This is a genomic window from Marinomonas mediterranea MMB-1, from assembly GCF_000192865.1.
GTDB classification, from domain to species: domain Bacteria; phylum Pseudomonadota; class Gammaproteobacteria; order Pseudomonadales; family Marinomonadaceae; genus Marinomonas; species Marinomonas mediterranea.
Map to the genome: position 1 here is coordinate 3,533,099 of NC_015276.1, position 21,747 is coordinate 3,554,845.

Genomic DNA, 21,747 nt, shown 5'->3' on the forward strand with positions numbered 1-21,747 from the left:
TCTTAGAAACCAAGACTTGATAGCAAGTCGTCTACTTCGTCTTGACTATTCAGTACTTCTGGGTTGTTTTCAGTATTGACCGCCGGACCATGACCTCGATTATCATCATGTTCCTTTTCGGCAATTTCGTGCTCGAGCCCTGAGATGCTGTCTACGCGTCCTGCGACAGCCACCAAGTGAACGAGTTTCTCTTCTACATCTCTAATCAACTCACTCACACGAGCGATTACTTGCCCGGTTAGATCTTGGTATCCTTGTTCTAGTAGGATGGTATTCAAATTGCCATGCAAGGTGTTCGCACTGTCTTTGGTATACCCCAAGAAAGCATCGATACGCTTATACAACTCTCGGAATTCCTGTGGTGTTAAGTCGCGTTGAATCAAACGATTCCAATCTTTATGCAGTGATTCGGCCTGAGATTTCAACTCGCTTGCAACCGGAACACTGCTGTCGACCATATCCATCGTTTTATTCGCAGCAGAACTGGTCATTTCGGTAACATAAGTCAAACGATCAGATGCATCTGTGATTCGTGAATTGTTATCACCGTCCGCAGTTTCTAACACATCTTCCATGGACTCTATTTGGAAGTCCCGGATAGCATCATGCAAACTACGAGTCAACGTACCTACTTCATGATAAAAACTCTTATGGCGAGCTTCACTCAGTTCTTGGATGATTTTAATAGCACCGCTAAAGTCGCCGGCCTCAAGCTTATTAAGTAAATCGATAGCACCGTCTTTTACGGTAGTCTCGAAATCCCCAAGCTTAGATTCCTTAAAATCTGACATTCAAAGGCCCCTATTATTTCGCAGAATCAATTCGCTCAAAAATCTTCTCGATTTTTTCTTTAAGTGCAACCGCTGTAAATGGTTTTACTACATAACCATTTACACCAGCTTGCGCAGCGGTAATGATTTGATCCCGCTTAGCTTCTGCGGTAACCATTAACACTGGGATCGTCTTGAGTTTGTCGTCCGCACGTACAGCACGAAGCAACTCAATCCCGGTCATACCTGGCATATTCCAATCAGTTACAAGGAAGTCGATGGTTCCTGTTTGAAGAATCGGTAACGCTGTCGTGCCGTCATCCGCTTCAACCGTATTGGTAAATCCCAAATCCCTAAGCAAATTTTTGATGATTCGTCTCATCGTTGAGAAGTCATCAACAATCAGGATTTTCATGTTTTTATCCAATGCAACCTCCACACCACAAAGGTAGTATTTCAATACTCATATAATATTAGTCTCGCCAATCCGTTAATCTAGCCCTCAAACGCATAGCCGCTTGGCTATGTATTTGACTTACCCTAGACTCACTAACACCTAGTACAGCACCAATCTCTTTCAGATTTAGTTCTTCGTTATAATAAAGAGATAAAACTAACTTTTCTCTTTCAGGAAGTTTATCTATTTCAACCGCTAGTTGCTTTTGAAACCCTCCTTCTTCAACAACATCGTAAGGCTGGGAATCATCCGACTCTATATTAATTTCGTTACTTCCATGCTCGCTCTCAAGCATTTCTTCATAACTAAAAAGCTGTGTCGACATCGATGAACGCATAATTTCATGATATTCATCAACACTAATTCCCATGTGCTCAGAAACTTCATTATCTGTTACGTCTCGTCCAAGCTTACCTTCTAATTCTTTAATTGCCTCAGTGACCGCCCTTCCATTTCGTCTTACCGATCTTGGAGCCCAGTCACTTTTACGCATTTCATCCATTATGGCGCCTCGAATTCTTATGCCTGCATAAGTTTCGAACGAAGCTCCCTTAGTCGACTCAAAACGTTTATACGCTTCTATCAGACCAATCATTCCTGCTTGCGTCAAATCATCGACGTCCACATGATTGGGCAGTCGAGCTAGCAAGTGGTAAGCAATCTTTTTAACCAGATAACCATATTGTTGAATAATGGCATCCATAGAAAGAGCTGCTTTTTTCGAATAGGTACTATAACCGTGCTTTGATTGCATAAAACCGCGTTTTCACCTTTTCCCAACACTGATTTACCAGTGCGCAACTTAAATGTACTACATTCAATTATTATATGCTGTCACTAATAACATATTTTTACTAACTCCCATACTTTAGTGACCCATACAACTGACCATACTGCTCTGCCGTATACACTGCGCGACTAATTAAGTTATGCGCGCGCGCAGGTTCAATATCATCCGGTATTCGTTGCCCATCAGCTACATACATAACCGGCAAGCCTTCTTCAATGACAACACTAATTGCTTCACCTAGAGAGGCAGACTCGTCAATTTTACTAAGAACACAACCGTCTAACTGAATCTGAGAGTAAACATCTACTACCGTTTTTAATACTTGCCGCTGACTTGTACAAGGTAAAACCAGCAGTTTTTTCAAATAACCTCTAGCTTTCTGCATCATTTTTAGCTGTCGCTCTAAATTTCTATCTCTAGGATTCATTCCTGCAGTATCTACTAACACAAGAGAGTAATTTGAATATTTATCCAGCACTTCATTGAGGTCAGAGTATTCATTAACCACTTCAACGGGAACATTTAATATTCGACCAAATGTTCTCAATTGCTCATGCGCCGCAATTCGATAAGTATCAGTTGTAACAAGCACAACACTGTCCGCACCATTTTTCAATACATGTTGCGCGGCTATTTTACCAATCGATGTTGTCTTACCTACGCCAGTTGGCCCCATAAATGCGATGCAACCACTCATATGAGCCATATCTTGCCGCGCCACAGGTAAATAATCTGCCAATCGAGACAGCGCTTTTTTCCAATCATCCTCTCTTCCGAGAAAATTAGAATGATCAACAATTTTCTCTATTACAATATCTGACAGGCCTAATTTCACCAACCTGCCCTGAATATACTGTTCAGGAGTCTCAGAATAATTACTTTTCGCAGAATGCTCTGCTTTATCTTCTATCTGCTCTTTGGTTTCTTTTAATTCAGACTTGAGCCGTTCTAATTCCCTTTCCATTTCTATTAGTTGGGAGGGGGACTCTGAATTTTTTATTGAAAGTGCTTCCTCTATTTGAGAAGGCTCATCACGCCGAGCAGCAGAAAAAGAGTCATTTGAAAAAGTAGTTGGTTCTGGCGATGGGCGTTGAGTTGGCGGCTGGCTGTTGCGGGCTTGCGCTAAACGCTCTTGATAGGCCCTTTTCGGGTCATTTGATGAAAGAGGGTAATCGCGACCACTTGGGGATGAAGAAGACAGCCCAGAAGGTAACGACCCGTCATAATCCAATGCAGTCGTAATTTCGATTTCACCGCTTGGCAACCTCTGATTAGACAATATAACAGCATCAGGCCCCACGGCATCACGGACTTTCCGTATAGCCTGGCGCATATCTGGTGCCCTGAATCGCCTAATTTGCATAAAGTGAGAATTCCTTCGGATACTATTTTTCTTACAAATCCATAGCTTAACCCAAAGATCTCAATAAATATAGCAGCAAAATCATATACATGAATATCAATTCGAGCCCATTATTACTGCCCAATAACACCAACTACGGCGATCCGCTTGTGATCTGGAACCTCTTGATAGGACAAAACGGCCATATTCACCATTCCAAACCTCATAAAACGCGCAAGCATTGGTCTAATCGGCGCTGAAACAACCAATATAGGCGTATTCCCCATTGCCTCTTGCTGCTCTGCAGACTGTTTAAGAGAAGACTGAAGCTGTTCTGCCATAGAAGGCTCGAGTATGAGCGCTTCTTCATTTTTAACCCCTGCTTGCTGACTCTGCTGCACTGTCTGCATCAACATTTTTTCCAACTGGGGGTCCAAGGTCAATACTGGAATTTCCTCTACACCATCAGCCAGAGTTTGAATTATCATTCGTGATAGTGAAGTACGAACTGCGGCAGTCAACACCATAGGATCTTGAGTCTTCGGCTGAACGCCCATTATCGCTTCAGCGATTGTGCGCATATCGCGCAATGGCACCCCTTCGATAAGAAGATTCTGTAACACTTTCAGCAATACACTTAACGGCACTGCATTCGGTACCAGTTCTTCTGCCAATTTCGGATTATGCTGCTTAAGTAACCCTAATAGCTGTTGCACTTCATCATGACCAATTAATTCATAAGAATGCTTAAACATAACTTGGTTAATATGAGTTGCAACAACCGTACTAACATCGACAACGGTATACCCATACGTCTGCGCCTGATCTCGCTTCTTAGGATCAATCCAAACCGCCTCTAGCCCAAATGAAGGGTCTTTTCCAGGAATCCCATCAATCTTTCCAAATACTTGACCCGGATCGATTGCTAGCTCCTTATCGGGATGCACCTCAGCTTCTGCAAGACTCACACCCATCAAGGTAATTCGGTAAGCATTAGGCATCAGATCAAGGTTATCTCGAATATGAACACTTGGAACTAAAAAGCCCAAATCCTGAGACAGCTTTCTTCGAACCCCTTTGATACGCGCCAAAAGCTCACCACCTTGCGATTTATCAACCAAAGGAATCAAACGATACCCAACTTCAAGGCCAAGCATATCAACAGGCGCAACGTCTTCCCAACTTAAATCTTTTTGTTCCGGCGCTGTTTTATCCTTGCTCGCTCCAGTATTACTCACAGTAGAACCTGGTTTTCTAGTCTGCGCCTGTTTCTTTTTACGATATTCAAGAAAATATGCTAACCCTCCAAGTGCTGCTGCAAGCGACAAGAAAGAAAAGTGCGGCATGCCTGGCACAATACCCATAATGGTCATTATGGCAGCGGCAATATATAAAGCCTTTGTAGAGCCAAACATCTGACCATATACTTGAGTCCCCATATCACCAGATTCATTGACACGGGTAACCATAATAGCAGCGGCGGTAGAGAGCATTAACGATGGCAGTTGAGCTACCAAACCATCACCTATGGTTAATAGAGAATAACGCTCAACTGCATCAGAAAAGGTCAAACCATGCTGCGCCATACCTATCGCCAAGCCACCAATGATATTAATCCCTAAGATCAATAACCCAGCAACCGCATCACCTTTCACAAACTTAGAAGCACCGTCCATCGACCCATAAAACTCGGCTTCAGAGGCAATCTCAGAGCGCCTCTCCCGCGCCTGATCAGCATCAATCATGCCTGCGTTCAAATCAGCGTCAATAGCCATTTGCTTGCCCGGCATTGCATCAAGAGTAAAACGCGCACTCACTTCCGATATCCTACCAGCACCTTTCGTTACAACTGCAAAGTTGATAATCATTAAAATGGCAAAAACAACAAAACCAACAACGTAATTCCCACCAATAACAACCTCACCAAAGGCTTCGATCACTTTACCAGCAGCATCCCCGCCTTCATGACCATAAAGCAGAACAACTCGCGTAGAGGCCACATTCAAAGCCAGCCTCATAAGGGTCGATATCAATAATACGGTCGGAAAGACTGCAAAATCCAAAGGGCGCAACGAATAAATTGCGACTAACAATACTACGATTGCTAATGCGATATTAAAGGTAAAAAGAACATCTAGCAGGAATGCTGGCAATGGCAGAATCATCATCGCCAACAATGCGAGCAAGATAAATGGCACGCCTAAATTACCACTTACAATACCTCGGGCTTGCCCTATTATTCGCTGTCTATCAAACTCCACTCGCCAACCTATTTTTTATAAAAGTCATAGTCCATCCCATTGATAGTCATCTGGGATATCAAATTGGGGAAGAGCGCCAGGATGGCCCTCACCTTTTTGTACATTTTTCAATTGAAATACATATGCTAAGAGTTGCGCAACCACCTTGAATAAGCCTTCAGGCACTTGCTCGCCTACTTCTGTGTGTTTATAGATAGCCCTAGTAAGATCTGGTGATTGTATCACGGGGATCTCGTAGAAGTTCGCTACTTCTCGAATTTTCATAGCAATAAAATCAGGCCCTTTCGCCAAAACAACAGGAGCATCAGAGCTAGTTGTGTCATACTTCAACGCGACAGAAAAGTGAGTTGGGTTGGTGATAATCACATCTGCCTTAGGTACGTCAGACATCATTCTATTCATCGCCATCTGCTGCTGCATCTGACGAATTCGACCTTTAACCTGCGGATCACCTTCAGCTTGTTTATGTTCGTCTTTTACCTCCTGCTTGGTCATTTTCAAATCATTGCTGTGCTTCCATATCTGGAAAGGTATATCTATTGCAGCAATAAATACCAAAGCCAACGAAACAAAGATAAACGCCCATATCAACACTTCCGTACTATGCTGTACAGCATTTCCAACAGACTCAAAAGGCAACCCTAAAAGTTCTGGCAAATACAGCATAATAACAACGGTTGCAATACTACCAACAAGCAAAACCTTCGCAATAGACTTCAATAACTCAACCAATGACTGTACGGAAGCAATTCGCTTTAAGCCACTAATAGGGTTTAACTTACTTAGCTTAGGGGTTAACGGCTCCCAAGAGAAATTCAAACCACCGATACCAATACTCCCAACAATACCAGCGACCGCCAAAACCCCCATCAACAAGATCATAGAGTCAATCACACCAACCGCCGACTCATACAAATGAAAAATCATTCGAGCCTTGTCAAAAAGGTCCTGCCTTTCTATAACAAAATTAAAATGGAACAAGTTACCTAAATCAATCGCCAGTATACGCCCTGTAAAATAGATCGACATAGCAGCCACAATAAGTAATGCGGCAGAACTTAAATCCTTAGACCTCGCTACGTTCCCCTTTTTTCTAGCGTCATCTAATTTTTTCGAGCTGGCATCTTCGGTCTTTTCTGTACCATCTTCATTTTCAGCCATTAAACGAGATCCCCCATTTAACTTTCATCCAAACGATAATATCTTCAAAAAACAGTCTATAAATATCTAAAAAATCTCCAAGCATCATCCAGAAGAAAAGCAAAGAAAACAACAAAATCACAGGAAAGCCTAATGCAAAAATATTCAGCTGCGGGGATGCCTTAGCAACAACACCAAACGAAACGTTCATAATCAACACTGCCACCGTAAGTGGCAAAACAATTAGAAGCGCTTTTTCAAACATCCAGCCACCAAGCTGAACAACATCCCACAAACGCTCTAAAGCAAACCCACTACCAATAGGCCAATAATCGAAACTTTCTACAATAAATTCGAACATAACATGGTGACCATTAGTCCCTACGAACGCCAACCCAACCATCGAAAGAAAGTATTGCCCCATCGTCGCAACAGTAACACCATTTGCAGGATCATTAGACATAGCAAAACCAAGCCCGGCCTTCATTGCGGCAAGCTGTCCTGCAAGCGAAAATGCTTGAAAAAGAATGGTGATAACAAACCCCATCACAAACCCTGCCAACAACTGCTCAGCAATGAGCGGAATAAACGCTACCGAGATCGGATCAAAGCTTGGAATATCAACTATTGGAGTAATTGCTATAGAGATAACAAAAGCGAACAATATTCTCACCTGAACACTGACCAAGCGACTTCCAAACAGAGGCAAAGCCATTAAAAAGGCACCAACACGAAAAAAAGGAAGTAAAAAACTAATTGTAATATTGAGAAGTTGATCGGTATCTAAGTAAAACATCTATCCAATCATCATTGGAATATTGATAAAAAGCTCATTAGTAAAGTCAGTCAATTTAGTAAGCAACCAAGGACCGAGGTACATAATTGTAAGAATTGTGACAATTAGGCGAGGGAGAAAAGAGAGTGTTTGCTCATTTATTTGAGTGGCTGCCTGAAAAATACTAACCATTAGACCAACAGCCAGACTAGGCACCATTACAGCAGCAACCAACAACACAATCAGGTAAAAGCCCTGACCATACAAGTCTAATACTACTTGAGGATCCACATCTAAACTCCAAAACTAGCGGCAAGAGTACCCATAATCATAGACCAGCCATCAACCATAACAAAGAGCATTATCTTAAATGGCAATGAAATGATGATTGGAGATAGCATCATCATGCCCATCGCCATCAATACGCTCGCGACCACCATATCCACAATAAGAAAAGGAATAAACAACATAAAACCAATTTGAAAAGCGGTTTTAAGTTCACTAGTCACAAAAGCAGGCATCAGTATTGTAAAAGGGAGATCCTCTAAAGAGGGAATCTGCCCTTCTTTACCAGCCAACTTAACAAATAGAGCAATATCATCCTCTCTTGTTTGACCCAACATAAATTCCCGGATTGGAATCGAAGCGGCTTTAACTGCCTGCAAGGACGTCATGTTGTCACTCAAATAAGGCTGAAGTGCAGATTCATTAATTTGGTCTAAAGTAGGGCCCATTATGAAAAGAGTTAAAAACAGCGCCATACCGAGAATAATTTGATTTGAAGGCGCTTGCTGCAAACCTAAAGCTTGCCGAAGAATAGACAGTACAATAATAATTCGAGTAAATGAAGTCATCATAATTAACGCTGAGGGCAATAGCGTTAATGCAGTCATTATAAAGAGTATTTGAAGTGAGACAGTATATTCTTGACTGCCATCTGGATTCGTTGTGACCGAGACTGCCGGAAGCCCAGTCTCTGCTAACCCTTGAAGAGGAACAACCAAACCAGCAAGAAGTAAAACTAAACTATATAATGCTCTAAGCTTCATTTTTTATGTCATTTTCCGCTTTTGACATCTCAGATCGAAAGCTGCCCTCTTTCTCAGGATAGTCTTGTAGCTTATTTATAGAATTAGCAGTCACCCCAAGCAAAGAACGCTTACCTTCAACCTCTACTAACACCAGCTTCTCCTTGGTTCCTAACGACTGGACAGCGATTACATTTATATCGGAGCGATGTAAACGTAGCTGTGCTGATTGCAATTTTTTGATCCCCCACAAAGACAAAGGGACCAATGCTAACACAACCGCCAAACCTAAAAACGTGCGCCAAACCTGAGATGTTGTCGCCAAATCTCCCATCGTATTTGATGCATAAGAGATCCCTGAAGACAAAGACAGGAGGAGCAAATTAGCTTTTGCCATAAAATTAAGCAAACTAAACGAGCGAGACAAACTATTTCAACCGCTTAATGCGTTCACTTGGACTTACCACGTCAGTCAAGCGTATACCATATTTGTCATTAACAACGACCACTTCCCCGTGAGCAATTAGAGTGCCGTTGACCAATACATCAAGCGGCTCTCCAGCATAACGATCCAACTCAACCACTGAGCCTTGCGTAAGCTGAAGTAAATTTCGAATGGCAATATCTGTGCCCCCTAACTCCATAGAAAGATTGACAGGGATATCCATTATAAGATCTAAATCGGAGCTAATAGCGCCGTCTGTTGTCGCAGGAAGCTCATCAAACTGAACAGGCTTAACCTCTTGTTCAGACATCGCCTCAGCCCAAACATCGTCAACATCTTCTGTAGCTTCATCGCCAGATTCAGACATGGCCGCTGCCCATTCATCTGCTAATTCGCTGTCCATTCCTGCTGCGTCTGGATTCTCTTCTTCTGCCATCTCTACTACCTAGAATTTTTAAGACTTTCTTTCATTTGAGCTTTGATACTTTCTTTCATTTGAACAGAGTACTTGCCATTACTCGAACCAAGCTTTCCTCTAAATGTCGGAACATTATTTGCTCTTACCGTAACATACTCGGGCATTTCGATTGGAATCACATCACCCGTTTTAAACTTCAACACATCGCCTAACGTTATCTTTTTGCTCGCGATATTCACATGGAGGTTGACATCTACATCTTGTACATCCTGCTCGAGAGATTTCCCCCAACGATCATCCTTTTCATCCACGTCACTTTGAACACCAGCATCTAACAACTCTCTTACAGGCTCAATCATAGAATACGGGAGTGTTATATGAAGTTCACCTCCGCCGCCATCAAGCTCTATATGAAATGTTGAAACCACAACAACTTCACTCGGACTTACAATATTCGCCATGGCTGGATTCACTTCAGAGCTAATATATTCAAGCTCCAACTTCAGTACGGGCGCCCACGCCTCCGTAAGGTCAACAAATACTTGCTCTAGCATGAGCTGAACAATGCGAATCTCTGTCGGAGTAAATTCTCGCCCTTCGATTTTAGCGTGTCGCCCATCCCCACCAAAAAAGTTATCCACAAGCTTGAACACTAGCTTCGCATCCAAAATGAACAAGGCGGTACTTCTAAGTGGGCGAAATTTAACTAAATTCAAACTGGTAGGAACATAGAGAGTATGAACATACTCCCCAAACTTCATAATTTGCAAACCACCTGAAGAAACATCTGCGGTTCGGCGTAAAAGATTAAACAAACTAATTCGAGTATAACGCGCAAATCGCTCGTTTATCATCTCAAGCGTAGGCATTCGCCCACGCACGATTCGCTCCTGACTGGTAATGTCATACGAGGCTATGCCGCCCGCATCTGCATCATCCTCTTCAGGTTTCTCATCCGCTCCATGTAAGAGAGCATCAATTTCGTCTTGAGACAGTAAATCTTGCGCAGACATATAGTAGTTCTACTGCATCACAAAGTTGGTAAATAACACGTCTTGCATGCCTCCGACTCCAGTTTCCTGAGTAAGAATATTATTCACAGACTCAAGAGCTGCTTGTTTCAACGCCTTTTTCCCCTCAAGCGTCTGAAGTTCGTCGAAAGATTGACTAGAGAACAACAATACTAAACTGTTGCGTATTAATGGCATATGAATCTTGACCGCATCAATTTGCACTTGATCACGAGACTTAAGCGTCATTTTAAGTTGAAGGTAACGCTGACGCCCCGAAACCATAAAATCAACAACAAAGGGTTGATCTAACTCCAAATAAATAGCAGGCCCGTCTGTTTGAACAGCTTGCGCTGCCGCATCGTCAACACTACTTTCCTCTGGTAGTGGTTCATCACCACTAAAAAGAAACAAATAGGCAGCTGCACCACCGCCACCCAGAAGAATCAATACTGCGACAAGAATAATGATAAGCTTCTTCTTCCCGCCTTTTTTTCCATCTTCTGCACTTACATCTAAGTTATCTTCGTCAGCCATGCATTACCCATCATTCATTTTTTGAAATAGCGCGCTTATTAGCAAGCAGTTGAACCTTCTATTAGGCTATTTTACAAAGAATAGCAGGAATCACCATCTGTTTATCAAAAAATAATAAATCTTAGTACTTTCGTAATGCATCGCCAATACAACAATAAAATCAAATAGATAGTTAAAACTATACTAATTCACCGACTTTTGAATAAAAAGACGGCTCACTCCCTAAACCTAAATTTAGATATAGGCGATGCGCTTTCGTCATTTCTAGCTCACAAAGAGCCCTAAAAGACTGACTATGCGTAATAATCAATTCCTTGTTTTTCTTCATGAAGCTCATATAGCCGAACATCTTCACCTAGCTCATTAGTATCGTCACCGCTCCCTGATGAAGCTCTACCTTGACCGTTCCCTTCTTTCGAGGTACTTCCAGCTTGAGAACCACCACTAGAAACATCAACATCGACATTATCTAAATTCATACCTTGCTGTGCCAGCATTTCGCGCAACCTTGAAAGTTGCGATTCGATCGCGTCTCGAGCAACGTGGGAGCTTGCTACAAAACTAACTTGAGTATTGCCATCATGATCAACCTGAACCTTTACCGTGAGACTTCCTAATTCCGGCGGATCTAAATGAATATGTGCTGTTTTGATACCATCAGTCTTCATAATAGAGACTTTCTGCGACATTTCTCCAGCCCACTCAGGAGAGTTAGGCACATTACTCATGATATAACTAGGAACAGCCTGCCCTTGAACACGGGCTGTATTGGAGATAGCAGACTGAGTTGCGCTCGCTACGGCATTCGAAGTCAGTCCATTTCCTGCTTCAACACCCTCACTAGCGCCAAACAATTTCACAAGCGTAGAATCTAACTCTTTCTTTTTGAGATCCCCAAACTCTAAGTCAGGCTCAATCGAAATTTCATCATCGACATTTTCGAGAATATCCTGCACTACATCACTTTCATTAAGTGCTCCTTCACCGTTAGCTAAAGGTAAACCGTTCGAAAGAGGTGAGCTATTAGCAAAAGAAGTGGAGGTTGCGCCAGTGAGAGAAAGACTATGCTGGTTCTGTAACGGTTGATTTACACCACTAGACTTTATTTGAGATATCACCCAATCTAAATTATCACCTTCTAACTCCGAGTCACCATCACTTAGTTCAATCGCATTCGCACTTTGAATGTCAAGATTGGCTACTTTATCGGCAGTCTTCTCTAATCCTTTTAAAATTGGGGCTGATGCAACGACAGCATTAGACAGTTTTTCCGCTATTGAAGTAGAAGGTTCGATATTATTGGCAGTAGCTGAACGTATCACAGCCTCTGCGTCTTCTGAAATAGCCCCCTCTTCGAGTGAAACGGATTCAGCAGCTAAATTAACCTTATCGGCAATAGAAGCAGACGTAGAACCAATTGTGGCACTAAGGCTCTTTTCAGCGCCAACATCACTTAGAATATTCTCATTATGAACAACTTTATTTGCGTCCGTTTTTGAATTAATCGCTCCGTTCAAATTAAGATCATCAGAAAAATCACCATAATCAATATCTGCCGTATTGACGGTCTGGACTTCCCCGTCTTTACTTTCTAATTTAATTAGGTCATTAGGCCCTAATGCTTCTCTAGATACTTCAGCGAAATCTGCGTTAGATACCTCGGAACTCACCTCATCATTTGACAATTCGGAGTCAGTTGAGAGAGTATTTTCCGCATCATGGCGCTCAGAGTGCAAAACATTGCCGCTTTTTTCACTCCACCCTTTTTCGTCAACAACCAGTTGAGACGCCAATTCATCTTCTGACGTTTCTTTATTATCAGAAGCCGCCTTCTCCTTTTCAACATCAACATCCTCTTGATTTCCCCCTTGCGTATGGCTCTGTTTTGAGTTTACGAAAGCACCTTCCTCTTTACTTTGACCTTTATCTTGAGGTCTGGAAGTCTCTTCAGATAAGACCTCTTTATCTTTAGATCTGGCAGTTTCTTCAGGTAACAGCTCTTTATCTTGAGACTTTACAGACTCTTCGGGCAACACTTCTTTAGCTACGAGGTTGTCAGTATCCCTCACCTGACCTTGTGATATAGAAGTGGAATTTGATCGAGAGTAGCGAGTAGTTTCATCATTAGAAGACGAAAACTTAGAAAAATGCTCACCAAAAGACGACTCACTTGACGATTTAGAAGCGACGTTCGACCGGGAAGACGTACTAAGTAAATTGTTTTTAACTTGAATGGGCTCGGGATTTAACATAACTCTCTCCAACTAATCCTAATTACCAAAGCAATTAAAAGGCCAACTAATTAGAGAAAGAGGAAATCATAAAAAATAGGAAAGGTGGTCAGTGACAAAAAGTACTTACCAAGTATAAACCACTTTTAAAAAGTTTCCCTTGTCTGAAAACTCTACTTGCCCACAAAGCTGCTTCAACAACGGGATACCGCGGCTATATGGTATATCAATCAGCTCCAGTTCCTTATTCGAGTTAGCGACATCAAAACCATCGCCACTGTCTTCAACGGATAGTTCCAACGTGCCGACATCGCAGGTACTTTCCACCTTCGCTCTTATCGTAACGGTTCCAGTAGCCAACTCTGAAAGACGTTTTTCCCTTTCGGAATAATAGAACTCAAAACCTTCAACTGTTTGCTTGGAGAGGGAGGAAAGCTTCAAAATCCCATGTTCTAAAGCGTTAGAATACATTTCAGACAGAATCATAAAAATTTGACTTGAATGCTCATTCAAACCTGGCACCGTCGTCAAAATTTGCAACACATACGGCAGAGGATCTGTGGACCTAAGCGAGTCTGCGTCCAGAGAATACTCAAAAGCAAAGCTCGCAGGTACCCTAGTATGCTGCTTTAGATAGCTGGCTTGATCAGAAATAAAGCCTTTTTCGCGATCCAGCTCAATCGCTAGGCACGACAGGTCGTCATGCGGGTTGTCTATTATTCCTTTTTCATAAAGCGTCTTTTCAAGCCAGTCAAATTGACTCCCATGGGCTACATTACCATCATATAGTGGAGCAAGAGCATCGTTAAACATCACTCTATCGCCTACCCCCTTCGCCTCGTAAACGCCATCAGAAAATGCCAATAGAACATCCGAGGACCGAAAGGACACCATTTCAGTCACGCATTCAAACTCGTATTCATCCGCAACGCCTAATGGTAAGCACATGGATTTAAACAATCTAGGAAGTCGCTCATTCTCTCGAAACAGTAGCAAATCTGGCAACCCGCCATTCCAGATTTCAATACTTTCATTATAAATATTGACATCAATAAAAGCCGCGCTACAAAACATATTACTCGGCAAAACAGAGTGCAATCTTTTGTTAATCTCGGGTAAGATCTGCTTCATCAAGAAGCCTTTCTCAGTCCATTCGAAGAATATATCGGCTAATGGTAGCGCGCCAATTGCCGCTGACAAACCGTGCCCTGTAAAATCCCCCAACAGAAAATGCATCCCTCCATTAGGTTTATAAGCAGCCAAGATAACGTCGCCATTAAAGATATGGCTCGCACGATGAAGAGTTTTTAAACAAGGATCATTGAGACTGTTCGAACGAGTAATCTGTTCATAGACCATCTTAGCAACTTCTTGATCCTGAACCATTTTTTGACTAAAAGCCGACAATTCATTGTGTTGCTTTGATAGCTTTTTGTGCAAAAGAAGGAGACGAGCAATCGCTTTTAGTTTAGCCGTGACGAGAGTTGGACTATAGGGTTTGGAGATAAAGTCAGTTCCACCCACTTTAAGGCAGTTTGACAGCGCAACAGGATCAGTAACACCAGATAGAAAGACAATAGCGACGAATGCGCTTCCCGCTATTTTTTGAATTTCAACAGCCGCTTCCCAGCCATCTTTACGAGGCATTTTAACGTCTAAGCAGACGAGCTGAATTCGATTAGGGTCAAACATTTCAACAGCTTCATGGCCATCAACTGCCGTAATGACATTGTGACCAAACTGACTCAGCATTGCTTCTAACAGCATTCTGTCAGAAGGATTATCATCCGCTATTAAAATGTTAAGCGTTTGGTCCATTACTATCGCTCTATTTTGAACAGTCGATCAAAGTTTGCCATTTTTAATGCGTTATTAACAGTCTCATCTGGACTAAATAACACAACGCTACCATTTACCACCTTCACATGATCACGTAAAAGGATCAACATACCTAAAGCAGAGCTGTCCAAATATGTGGTTTGCGATAAATCTACACGAACCACTTCCTCCGCTTTTAGCTTTTCAATTGCCTCAGTAAAGCCTTTATGGCAACTAAAATCGAACGCACCCTGTATCTCTATGGTGGCGACGCCATCACGCTTAACGCAATTAATCATCTAGACCTCCATATTATCGACGTCAGGTTTTAATTAGAAATCATCCCACGAATCTAAGCGATTCTGAGAGTCCGATTCATTTAACTCTGGCATATCGTCTTGTTTAGAGAAAAGTTCATCCTCTAATTTTTTGATACGTTCGCAGTAGTCTTCAAGACTTTCAACGAACACACTCAACTTAGCATCATAACTCACGCTACAGTCTTTTAAGAGTCTAAAAATCTCTGAATGTTGATCAACGCTCTCCTTATCGTCACTAACCTTACTAACGCTCTTCTCATCAATAGATAACTGCTCTATAACAAGATCAATATCATGAAGTAGGTCAATCATATTTCGCCGATGCGATACACCAATATCCTCTTCCATAACAGGAAGAATTGCTCGCTTCACATCCAAAACACTTAACTTAGCATCGTGAATCTTGTCGCTCATTTGATCATCAGAAACATGCTGATGACTGCCAAGATCCGTATCCAAATTAGCATAAATGGCATTAAAACCTACCTTCAAGCTCTGTGCATTTTGCACTAAGTCTTCCATCGCTTGGCGCAACTCTATGTATTCTCGGCGTCTTTCAGATTCTTCAGCTTGATTATGGTGGATATTTTGGTGAAAGACCGTTGGTATTTGTTGTAACTTGGTAATCGGCGCCTTTTCTTCAGGGTTCGTATTTTGTAATTCGTTAAAAACAAACTGGACTTGATTTCTAAGGCCTTCAAGATTCGTCGAAACATCGTAAAAAGCAGAACCTGGGTCCATAATTCGAATAGGGACATTCCAAGCTCCATTCGCCATCAAAGAAACGGAAGCATTTAGAACCGTTAATTCATTAACAGGATCAATTTTTTCAAATATAGCGAAACAGAAGTCCTGCTTCTCGCCCAATTCGTCAATATCAATAAAACGAACAACATAGCGTTCAGTTGCGAATTTTAGCACCACCTCATTCTGAGAAATCAGACCGTCCAAATCTTCGAACACACCATCCTCTGATGTATCCAGTGACCAATCAATCTGTAGAAGTCTCGAAAGCGTTTCATAATACCCAGCCCATAAAGAGTTGAAGGCACGATTTGAGAACTCAATAACCGCATCCGAACGAGATATGATTAAAACGGGCGAAGCAGAATACTGAAAGGCAAGTTTAAATACATCAGACGTGTTGTTTGCATCGTTCAGATCGTATCGAATGTTTAAAATCGTACTTTCCACATAACGAGCAAGCTCTGAAAACTCATCTTTTCGTTCAAACGGAACCAAAGCATGGACATTTGGATTATGAAGTTTATCAACAACCGTATGCAAATAATGCACGCCGCCTTCAATTCGATGTTGAACCCTAAACGCAAAAAACACAAAATAAAATAAAGACGCTAATACCAACGCGACAAAAACAGCTAACCATCGACGATCCCCATACTTCCACCACGAAAGTTCCGAGGCCAGTCGTGCACTATCGACAACAAATCGTTGATCCTCTAAAAGCGCTAAGTTAGACATCACGTTACTTTTAAGCAGTACCTTGTCTAAAAATGCATCATAGCCAATAGAATGGATACTATTGAGCTTGCTTGTTTCAATCCCTTCGTCGACTAGACTTGATGCGATACCACTTATATTTAACTTAGTTGCTAACGCAAAGCTCAAAAATTCGCTCTCATCCTCTATCTGCGTCAACATGAGCATTCGCGTCTTTAATTCAATAATACGAGTTTCAATATTAATAAAATAAGTCGCATCGTCGCTATGGGACTGCCACGCTTCATTAATATATTTATATCCTGACCCAAAGGCGCAAATCACCAACAAAACAATAAGTAAACTATGTCGTATAATAAAGTCAGATATTTTTATACTTGAATTTTGATTATTATTTTCAGTCACCATTTTTCACACAACCCTCAGACAGCATATGGGTCAAACGTTGAGCCATATTAGATATTGCCTCCCAGTCAAAACGAGCAGCAAAATCATTTAGTGTACAAAATTTCATTCGATATCCATTATCATACAGAAGTTCACCCGTGAACGTAGCGACGTGGTTTTCTTCTTTTGTGTGCACTTCACTCAACACTCTAACCCCAAACACAAAGCCGTCAAGCGCCTGAAATACCACAACCAAATCACGTTGATTATAAATCGCTCCCTCAGCAGAGACTAATGGTATTAACTGGTCAAAATATCGAACTTCATCCTCTAAAAACAAAAGATCATGAGCAGAAATAACTTCAACCACCGCATCACTAGGGCTGACAATATATTGTCCCTTCACCATTTCGAATGTTCGAGGCACAAGCCTTTCGTCCCCCCCTAACAACACCTTGTTTTGATGCTCACTCTTTACATTTCTTTGAAGTAGCAAACATTTAGATAATACCATCTCATCATATTCAAACAGCAATGACACTAGATTTGGCTCAATCAAAACACCGTGATGATCGGTCGACCAGACGTTTAAACGATCATTCGTACTTATTTGTGAGTTATAAGAAAGTGCAAAGTCAATTTGGAAGTGATCGCAGGCTAGCCAGGCCTCTTTATCAAAAAGCTTCAATTTAAGTAACCGCTGTCCGTTATTCTTAAACTGAACACCATCCCACTCAGTTACCCCCCACCCTTCATTGATAGAGTAGTCAATAACGCAGGCTTCCTCTGCTTCGAACCTATCTCTGTCAAAGCCGATCAATAATGATGTACTGGGGAAGCAAAATTGCCTTCCAGCTATATCAACGACTACAACCTCAACAACACAAGACTGTCTTCCCAGCAAACGAGGCAACCAATTGCCTCCAGACGAAGTAAACATACAAGCATGCCCTGCAACCGTCATAAAATCGCATATTTCTTGGGAAACAAGATTACGCTTATCCATTAAAACACGGGGCACAAAATAATTTGGCGACAAGCAAGTCTCTAAACCAACGCAATCAGCAGCCTTGGTGTAGTGCTTCCTAACAGAAGATTGAAGTAAAGACTCCATGCTCTTGATCTCATGATGGGAAAGTCTCCCTTGACGAGCAAGCGTAATATTGGGTGAAGCATTCAAAAAAGCGTTCAAGCCTTCTTTTCGATATTCTTGTTCTGGGTAGGTAAGAGAAGTATTTTGTGCGACAGACCAATCAAAAGCAGGAAAACGAGACAACAACCAGTTAATAGGTTGCTTAGTTTCTAAAGAGATATGTACATCATCCCCAGCATCTAGAATTAAGGATCCAAGCGACTCCAATGCAGGTAGAAAATCAACAATCTCATCAAAGTTAACCTTAGGAGTAGCATAATAGAGACGGCTACTCACATCATTGGCAGTGAGCAAGTTATCAGACCAAACAGGGAGTCCAGTTAAACGTTGCAACGTACTTTTTGATTGTTCAAAAGAATTAGCCGCAATAATCGACCGGATGCCATCCATTTGTCCAAAGAGGTTACCAACCACATTCGCACCATATCGACTCCCTTTGGAAATTTCACCTTGAACATACCGATGAACAAAACGACACAGAACGCTAACAGGGGTACCACTTATAGATTCTAGTTCCATTAAACTGGCTAGTATTGTTTGAACTTCTCGAAGGCAATAAACAGGGTTCATCGAATAGTTCATCAACGCATACTCTACATCTTGAATCCGTTGTAGAGTGGCTGCAATAGAGGAATCAGAAGAAAACGTCATACAAGAAATTAGCGACTATTATCAAAAAACTTTCGTGCTGCAAACTCATCGTTCTGCACCTGTTCTAATTTCGCTTCTAGCCGGTCTTCTTCAATAACAGACTTATCCTTTAACCAATCCATTCCTTTTGTTTTAGCTCTAGCGGCTTGCCAACGCCGCATAGCCATATTGTACTGTTGTTCGGATCGAGCAACTTGACCTTCCTGCTGGCGTATAGCCTGTTGTAGTCTGTCAACAAAATGTTGATAGTTGATCGCCAAATGAGAGGACATTCCCAGTAGATTTCGCTCTTGGTCATACTGTTCCGCATAACTCATGAGGTCTTGAAGCTTGCGTTTATCGAGATCAACTTTCTGCCGCTCGCTTGCAACAAGCTCGGAAACTTTGTCTTCTTCACGTTGTGCCAAATTCACCAGCACTTGCATTCGAGCAGACTTTTTCACCATTAAAATCTCGACCGTTACCAACAATAGAAATACGCTCTTCCACCTTCTCAGCAAATTAATAAGAATTATTGCCTGAATCAAGGTGTTACACGTTATTTTGCTTATATTAAGACATACTAGCAAAAGCAGATAAGAAAATACCAATAATTAGGTTTTGTTGGCAATTTGTTGGTTAGAAGTAAGCGCTTGCACCAATTTTTCAAGACTTTGTTCTAAATTGAAGCTCTCGGAGAGAGACTGTCTGAGAAAATCATTAATATCAGGCATTAACATAATTGCCTGATCAAGATCGGGATCGCTACCTTTACTATAAGCACCAACGGATATTAAATCTCGGTTTTGCTGGAATTTCGAATAGAGCTGCTTCACTCGCATCGCTCCCTGCAAATGCTCAGAACTAACAATATGAGGCATCGCCCTTGAAATAGATGCCTCGATGTCAATCGCAGGATAATGCCCTTCCTCTGCTAAACGCCGAGACAAAACAATATGACCATCTAATATCGCGCGGGAAGCATCCGCAATAGGGTCCTGCTGATCATCCCCTTCGGTTAAAACAGTATAAAATGCGGTAATCGAACCACCGCCTTCTTTACCATTCCCAGCTCTTTCTACAAGTTGAGGTAGCTTTGAAAACACAGAAGGTGGATATCCCTTTGTTGCGGGAGGCTCTCCAACAGAAAGCGCTATCTCACGTTGAGCTTGAGCGTATCGAGTCAACGAATCCATCAACAGTAATACATTACGACCCTGATCTCGAAAATATTCAGCTATTCGAGTTGTTAGCATTGCTGCTCGTAAGCGCATTAGCGCAGAGTCATCGGCAGGAGATGCAATAACCACAGACTTAGCAAGACCTTCTTCACCTAAGATCTGTTCGATAAACTCTTTAACCTCACGCCCCCTTTCACCAATCAGCCCCACTATCGTGATATCGGCCTCAGTAAAGCGTGTCATCATACCGAGCAGCATACTCTTACCGACACCACTACCAGCAAAAAGCCCCAATCGCTGACCTTTACCAACCGTCAGAAGGCTATTGATGGTTTTTATTCCAACATCTAAGGTGTCTGATATCGGCTTACGTTGTAGCGGGTTTATAATCTCACCTTGTAACGAGATAGACTCATCCGAGGTAATAGGGCCTCGTCCATCTAATGGTCGCCCCAAGCCATTTATAACACGCCCCAGTAAGTGATCACCTACCGGCATGCGACTGTCGTCATCTAATGGAACGACACGTGCTCCAGGAGCAATTCCCTCTATCGCCTCAGTAGGCATTAGATAAGTCAGCTTTCCATTGAATCCAACAACCTCTGATTCAACCCATTTACTGGCCCCTACTTGAACATTGCATCGGTCACCTAGCGCCACTTTACAGCCAACCGCTTCCATTGTAAGCCCAACCATTCGTGTCACTTTCCCTTCGACTATAGGAGAAGAAACACGAACGTTAAGCGAATCCAATCGAGACATTCGTTCTAATATAGAGGGCATAATTACATCATTATTCGGAAGGTATATTTAATTGCTCAAAGACAGAGCTTAATTTAGATTCAACGGTGCCATCTACGAAAAAAGAATTCGAGTTCAAAACAAACCCTCCTTCGAGCATGCCTTCATCAGTGTCAATTTGAATATTCAATCTATCAAGCGCACCAACTGTTTCTAGTGCCTCTCTATCGGAAGGGTTTACAGTCAGTTTGACCTTCCCTTCATACTCACCGATTGAGTCTAGGGCTTGAGAAAGTCCTTTTGTGAGCATATCCTGACTATGAACACTTAACTCCCGCTCACAAATAGCCTCAACGAGAGATTGAACAGACTTGTATAACATTGCTTCCAATTCTGTACGAGAAGACTCAAGAGGCTTAATGAGTTCTTGATAAGCTTGATTGAGCGTATTTTCTACTTGCTGTAATAAAACACTACCTTGCTCGATCGTCTCAGCCTTACCAAGCTCGACGCCTTCTTTCATCCCTTCTTCTTTACCGTGCTCAAAGCCTTCTGATTTACCAGCTTCGACACCCTCTGAATGACCTTTTGCATACCCGTCAGATTCTCCTTGAATGAAACCTTCATCGTATGCTGCAGAGCGAATCTCCTCTAGCTGAGAAGCTGTTAGCGGCTCATATACAAGAGACTCTTCTTCAATCTCTTCTACTACTGGCGCATTCTCTTCCTTGATATGCAAAGCCGTCTCTCTTATGGAGGTCTGCTCTTTGGTATCACTATCTAAATTAGGAAGTTCCCAACGTTCGTATGCGGTTAATTTCTTATCTTTTCCTGGCCCATTTTCCGTCATTC

Annotated in this window: 21 protein-coding genes; all 21 read right to left on the reverse strand. The window is 42.0% G+C overall.

Translation table 11 applies throughout. The features are described from left to right. Positions 1-2 precede the first annotated feature (2 nt). The 21 genes from MARME_RS16185 to MARME_RS16285 all read right to left on the reverse strand — a co-directional run bounded on the left by MARME_RS16185 (position 3) and on the right by MARME_RS16285 (position 21,745). A complete protein-coding gene (locus MARME_RS16185) occupies positions 3-791 on the reverse strand; it encodes a protein phosphatase CheZ (protein ID WP_013662333.1) in 789 nt (262 codons plus the stop codon). A gap of 13 nt (positions 792-804) precedes the next feature. Beyond that, complete coding sequence (locus MARME_RS16190; RefSeq protein ID WP_013662334.1) at positions 805-1,185, reverse strand: chemotaxis response regulator CheY; 381 nt, start codon at positions 1,183-1,185, stop codon at positions 805-807. 58 nt (positions 1,186-1,243) lie between these two features. Further along, positions 1,244-1,981 carry an RNA polymerase sigma factor FliA gene (locus MARME_RS16195; protein WP_041647962.1) on the reverse strand — a complete coding sequence of 246 codons (738 nt, stop codon included), beginning with the start codon at positions 1,979-1,981 and terminating at the stop codon, positions 1,244-1,246. 100 nt (positions 1,982-2,081) lie between these two features. After that, positions 2,082-3,350 carry a flagellar biosynthesis protein FlhF gene (flhF, locus tag MARME_RS16200; RefSeq protein ID WP_396627733.1) on the reverse strand — a complete coding sequence of 423 codons (1,269 nt, stop codon included), beginning with the start codon at positions 3,348-3,350 and terminating at the stop codon, positions 2,082-2,084. A gap of 143 nt (positions 3,351-3,493) precedes the next feature. Next, a complete protein-coding gene (gene flhA / locus MARME_RS16205; RefSeq protein WP_013662337.1) occupies positions 3,494-5,620 on the reverse strand; it encodes a flagellar biosynthesis protein FlhA in 2,127 nt (708 codons plus the stop codon). Positions 5,621-5,644: 24 nt separating this feature from the next. After that, complete coding sequence (flhB, locus tag MARME_RS16210; RefSeq protein ID WP_013662338.1) at positions 5,645-6,781, reverse strand: flagellar biosynthesis protein FlhB; 1,137 nt, start codon at positions 6,779-6,781, stop codon at positions 5,645-5,647. Next, on the reverse strand, positions 6,774-7,556 hold the full coding sequence (gene fliR / locus MARME_RS16215; RefSeq protein ID WP_013662339.1) for a flagellar biosynthetic protein FliR: 783 nt from the start codon (positions 7,554-7,556) through the stop codon (positions 6,774-6,776). The genes flhB and fliR overlap by 8 nt, the downstream gene beginning before the upstream one ends. Then, entirely contained in the window at positions 7,557-7,826 is a 270-nt protein-coding gene (fliQ, locus tag MARME_RS16220; protein ID WP_013662340.1) for a flagellar biosynthesis protein FliQ, read from the reverse strand. A gap of 2 nt (positions 7,827-7,828) precedes the next feature. Continuing rightward, positions 7,829-8,584 carry a flagellar type III secretion system pore protein FliP gene (gene fliP, locus MARME_RS16225; protein ID WP_013662341.1) on the reverse strand — a complete coding sequence of 252 codons (756 nt, stop codon included), beginning with the start codon at positions 8,582-8,584 and terminating at the stop codon, positions 7,829-7,831. Continuing rightward, on the reverse strand, positions 8,574-8,960 hold the full coding sequence (fliO, locus tag MARME_RS16230) for a flagellar biosynthetic protein FliO (protein WP_013662342.1): 387 nt from the start codon (positions 8,958-8,960) through the stop codon (positions 8,574-8,576). Before fliO ends, fliP begins: the two co-directional genes overlap by 11 nt. A 31-nt stretch (positions 8,961-8,991) precedes the next feature. Further along, positions 8,992-9,444 (reverse strand): flagellar motor switch protein FliN, encoded by a 453-nt coding sequence (fliN, locus tag MARME_RS16235; RefSeq protein WP_013662343.1) that lies wholly within the window; start codon positions 9,442-9,444, stop codon positions 8,992-8,994. 5 nt (positions 9,445-9,449) lie between these two features. Beyond that, positions 9,450-10,439: a flagellar motor switch protein FliM gene (gene fliM / locus MARME_RS16240; RefSeq protein WP_013662344.1), complete on the reverse strand. Its 990-nt coding sequence runs from the start codon at positions 10,437-10,439 to the stop codon at positions 9,450-9,452. A 9-nt stretch (positions 10,440-10,448) separates the two neighbouring features. Beyond that, positions 10,449-10,973, reverse strand: coding sequence for a flagellar basal body-associated FliL family protein (locus tag MARME_RS16245; protein ID WP_013662345.1), 525 nt, complete (start codon positions 10,971-10,973; stop codon positions 10,449-10,451). A gap of 293 nt (positions 10,974-11,266) precedes the next feature. Continuing rightward, positions 11,267-13,225 carry a flagellar hook-length control protein FliK gene (locus tag MARME_RS16250; protein WP_013662347.1) on the reverse strand — a complete coding sequence of 653 codons (1,959 nt, stop codon included), beginning with the start codon at positions 13,223-13,225 and terminating at the stop codon, positions 11,267-11,269. Between the two features lie 105 nt (positions 13,226-13,330). Continuing rightward, positions 13,331-15,022: a SpoIIE family protein phosphatase gene (locus tag MARME_RS16255; protein ID WP_013662348.1), complete on the reverse strand. Its 1,692-nt coding sequence runs from the start codon at positions 15,020-15,022 to the stop codon at positions 13,331-13,333. 2 nt (positions 15,023-15,024) lie between these two features. Beyond that, positions 15,025-15,321 carry an STAS domain-containing protein gene (locus tag MARME_RS16260; RefSeq protein WP_013662349.1) on the reverse strand — a complete coding sequence of 99 codons (297 nt, stop codon included), beginning with the start codon at positions 15,319-15,321 and terminating at the stop codon, positions 15,025-15,027. Between the two features lie 33 nt (positions 15,322-15,354). Further along, positions 15,355-17,211, reverse strand: coding sequence for a hypothetical protein (locus MARME_RS16265; RefSeq protein WP_013662350.1), 1,857 nt, complete (start codon positions 17,209-17,211; stop codon positions 15,355-15,357). After that, positions 17,201-18,994 (reverse strand): hypothetical protein, encoded by a 1,794-nt coding sequence (locus tag MARME_RS16270; protein WP_013662351.1) that lies wholly within the window; start codon positions 18,992-18,994, stop codon positions 17,201-17,203. The genes MARME_RS16265 and MARME_RS16270 overlap by 11 nt, the downstream gene beginning before the upstream one ends. An 8-nt stretch (positions 18,995-19,002) precedes the next feature. Next, positions 19,003-19,440, reverse strand: coding sequence for a flagellar export protein FliJ (fliJ, locus tag MARME_RS16275; RefSeq protein WP_013662352.1), 438 nt, complete (start codon positions 19,438-19,440; stop codon positions 19,003-19,005). A 147-nt stretch (positions 19,441-19,587) separates the two neighbouring features. After that, on the reverse strand, positions 19,588-20,937 hold the full coding sequence (fliI, locus tag MARME_RS16280) for a flagellar protein export ATPase FliI (RefSeq protein ID WP_013662353.1): 1,350 nt from the start codon (positions 20,935-20,937) through the stop codon (positions 19,588-19,590). Between the two features lie 10 nt (positions 20,938-20,947). Beyond that, positions 20,948-21,745, reverse strand: coding sequence for a FliH/SctL family protein (locus MARME_RS16285; protein ID WP_013662354.1), 798 nt, complete (start codon positions 21,743-21,745; stop codon positions 20,948-20,950). Positions 21,746-21,747: the final 2 nt, after the last annotated feature.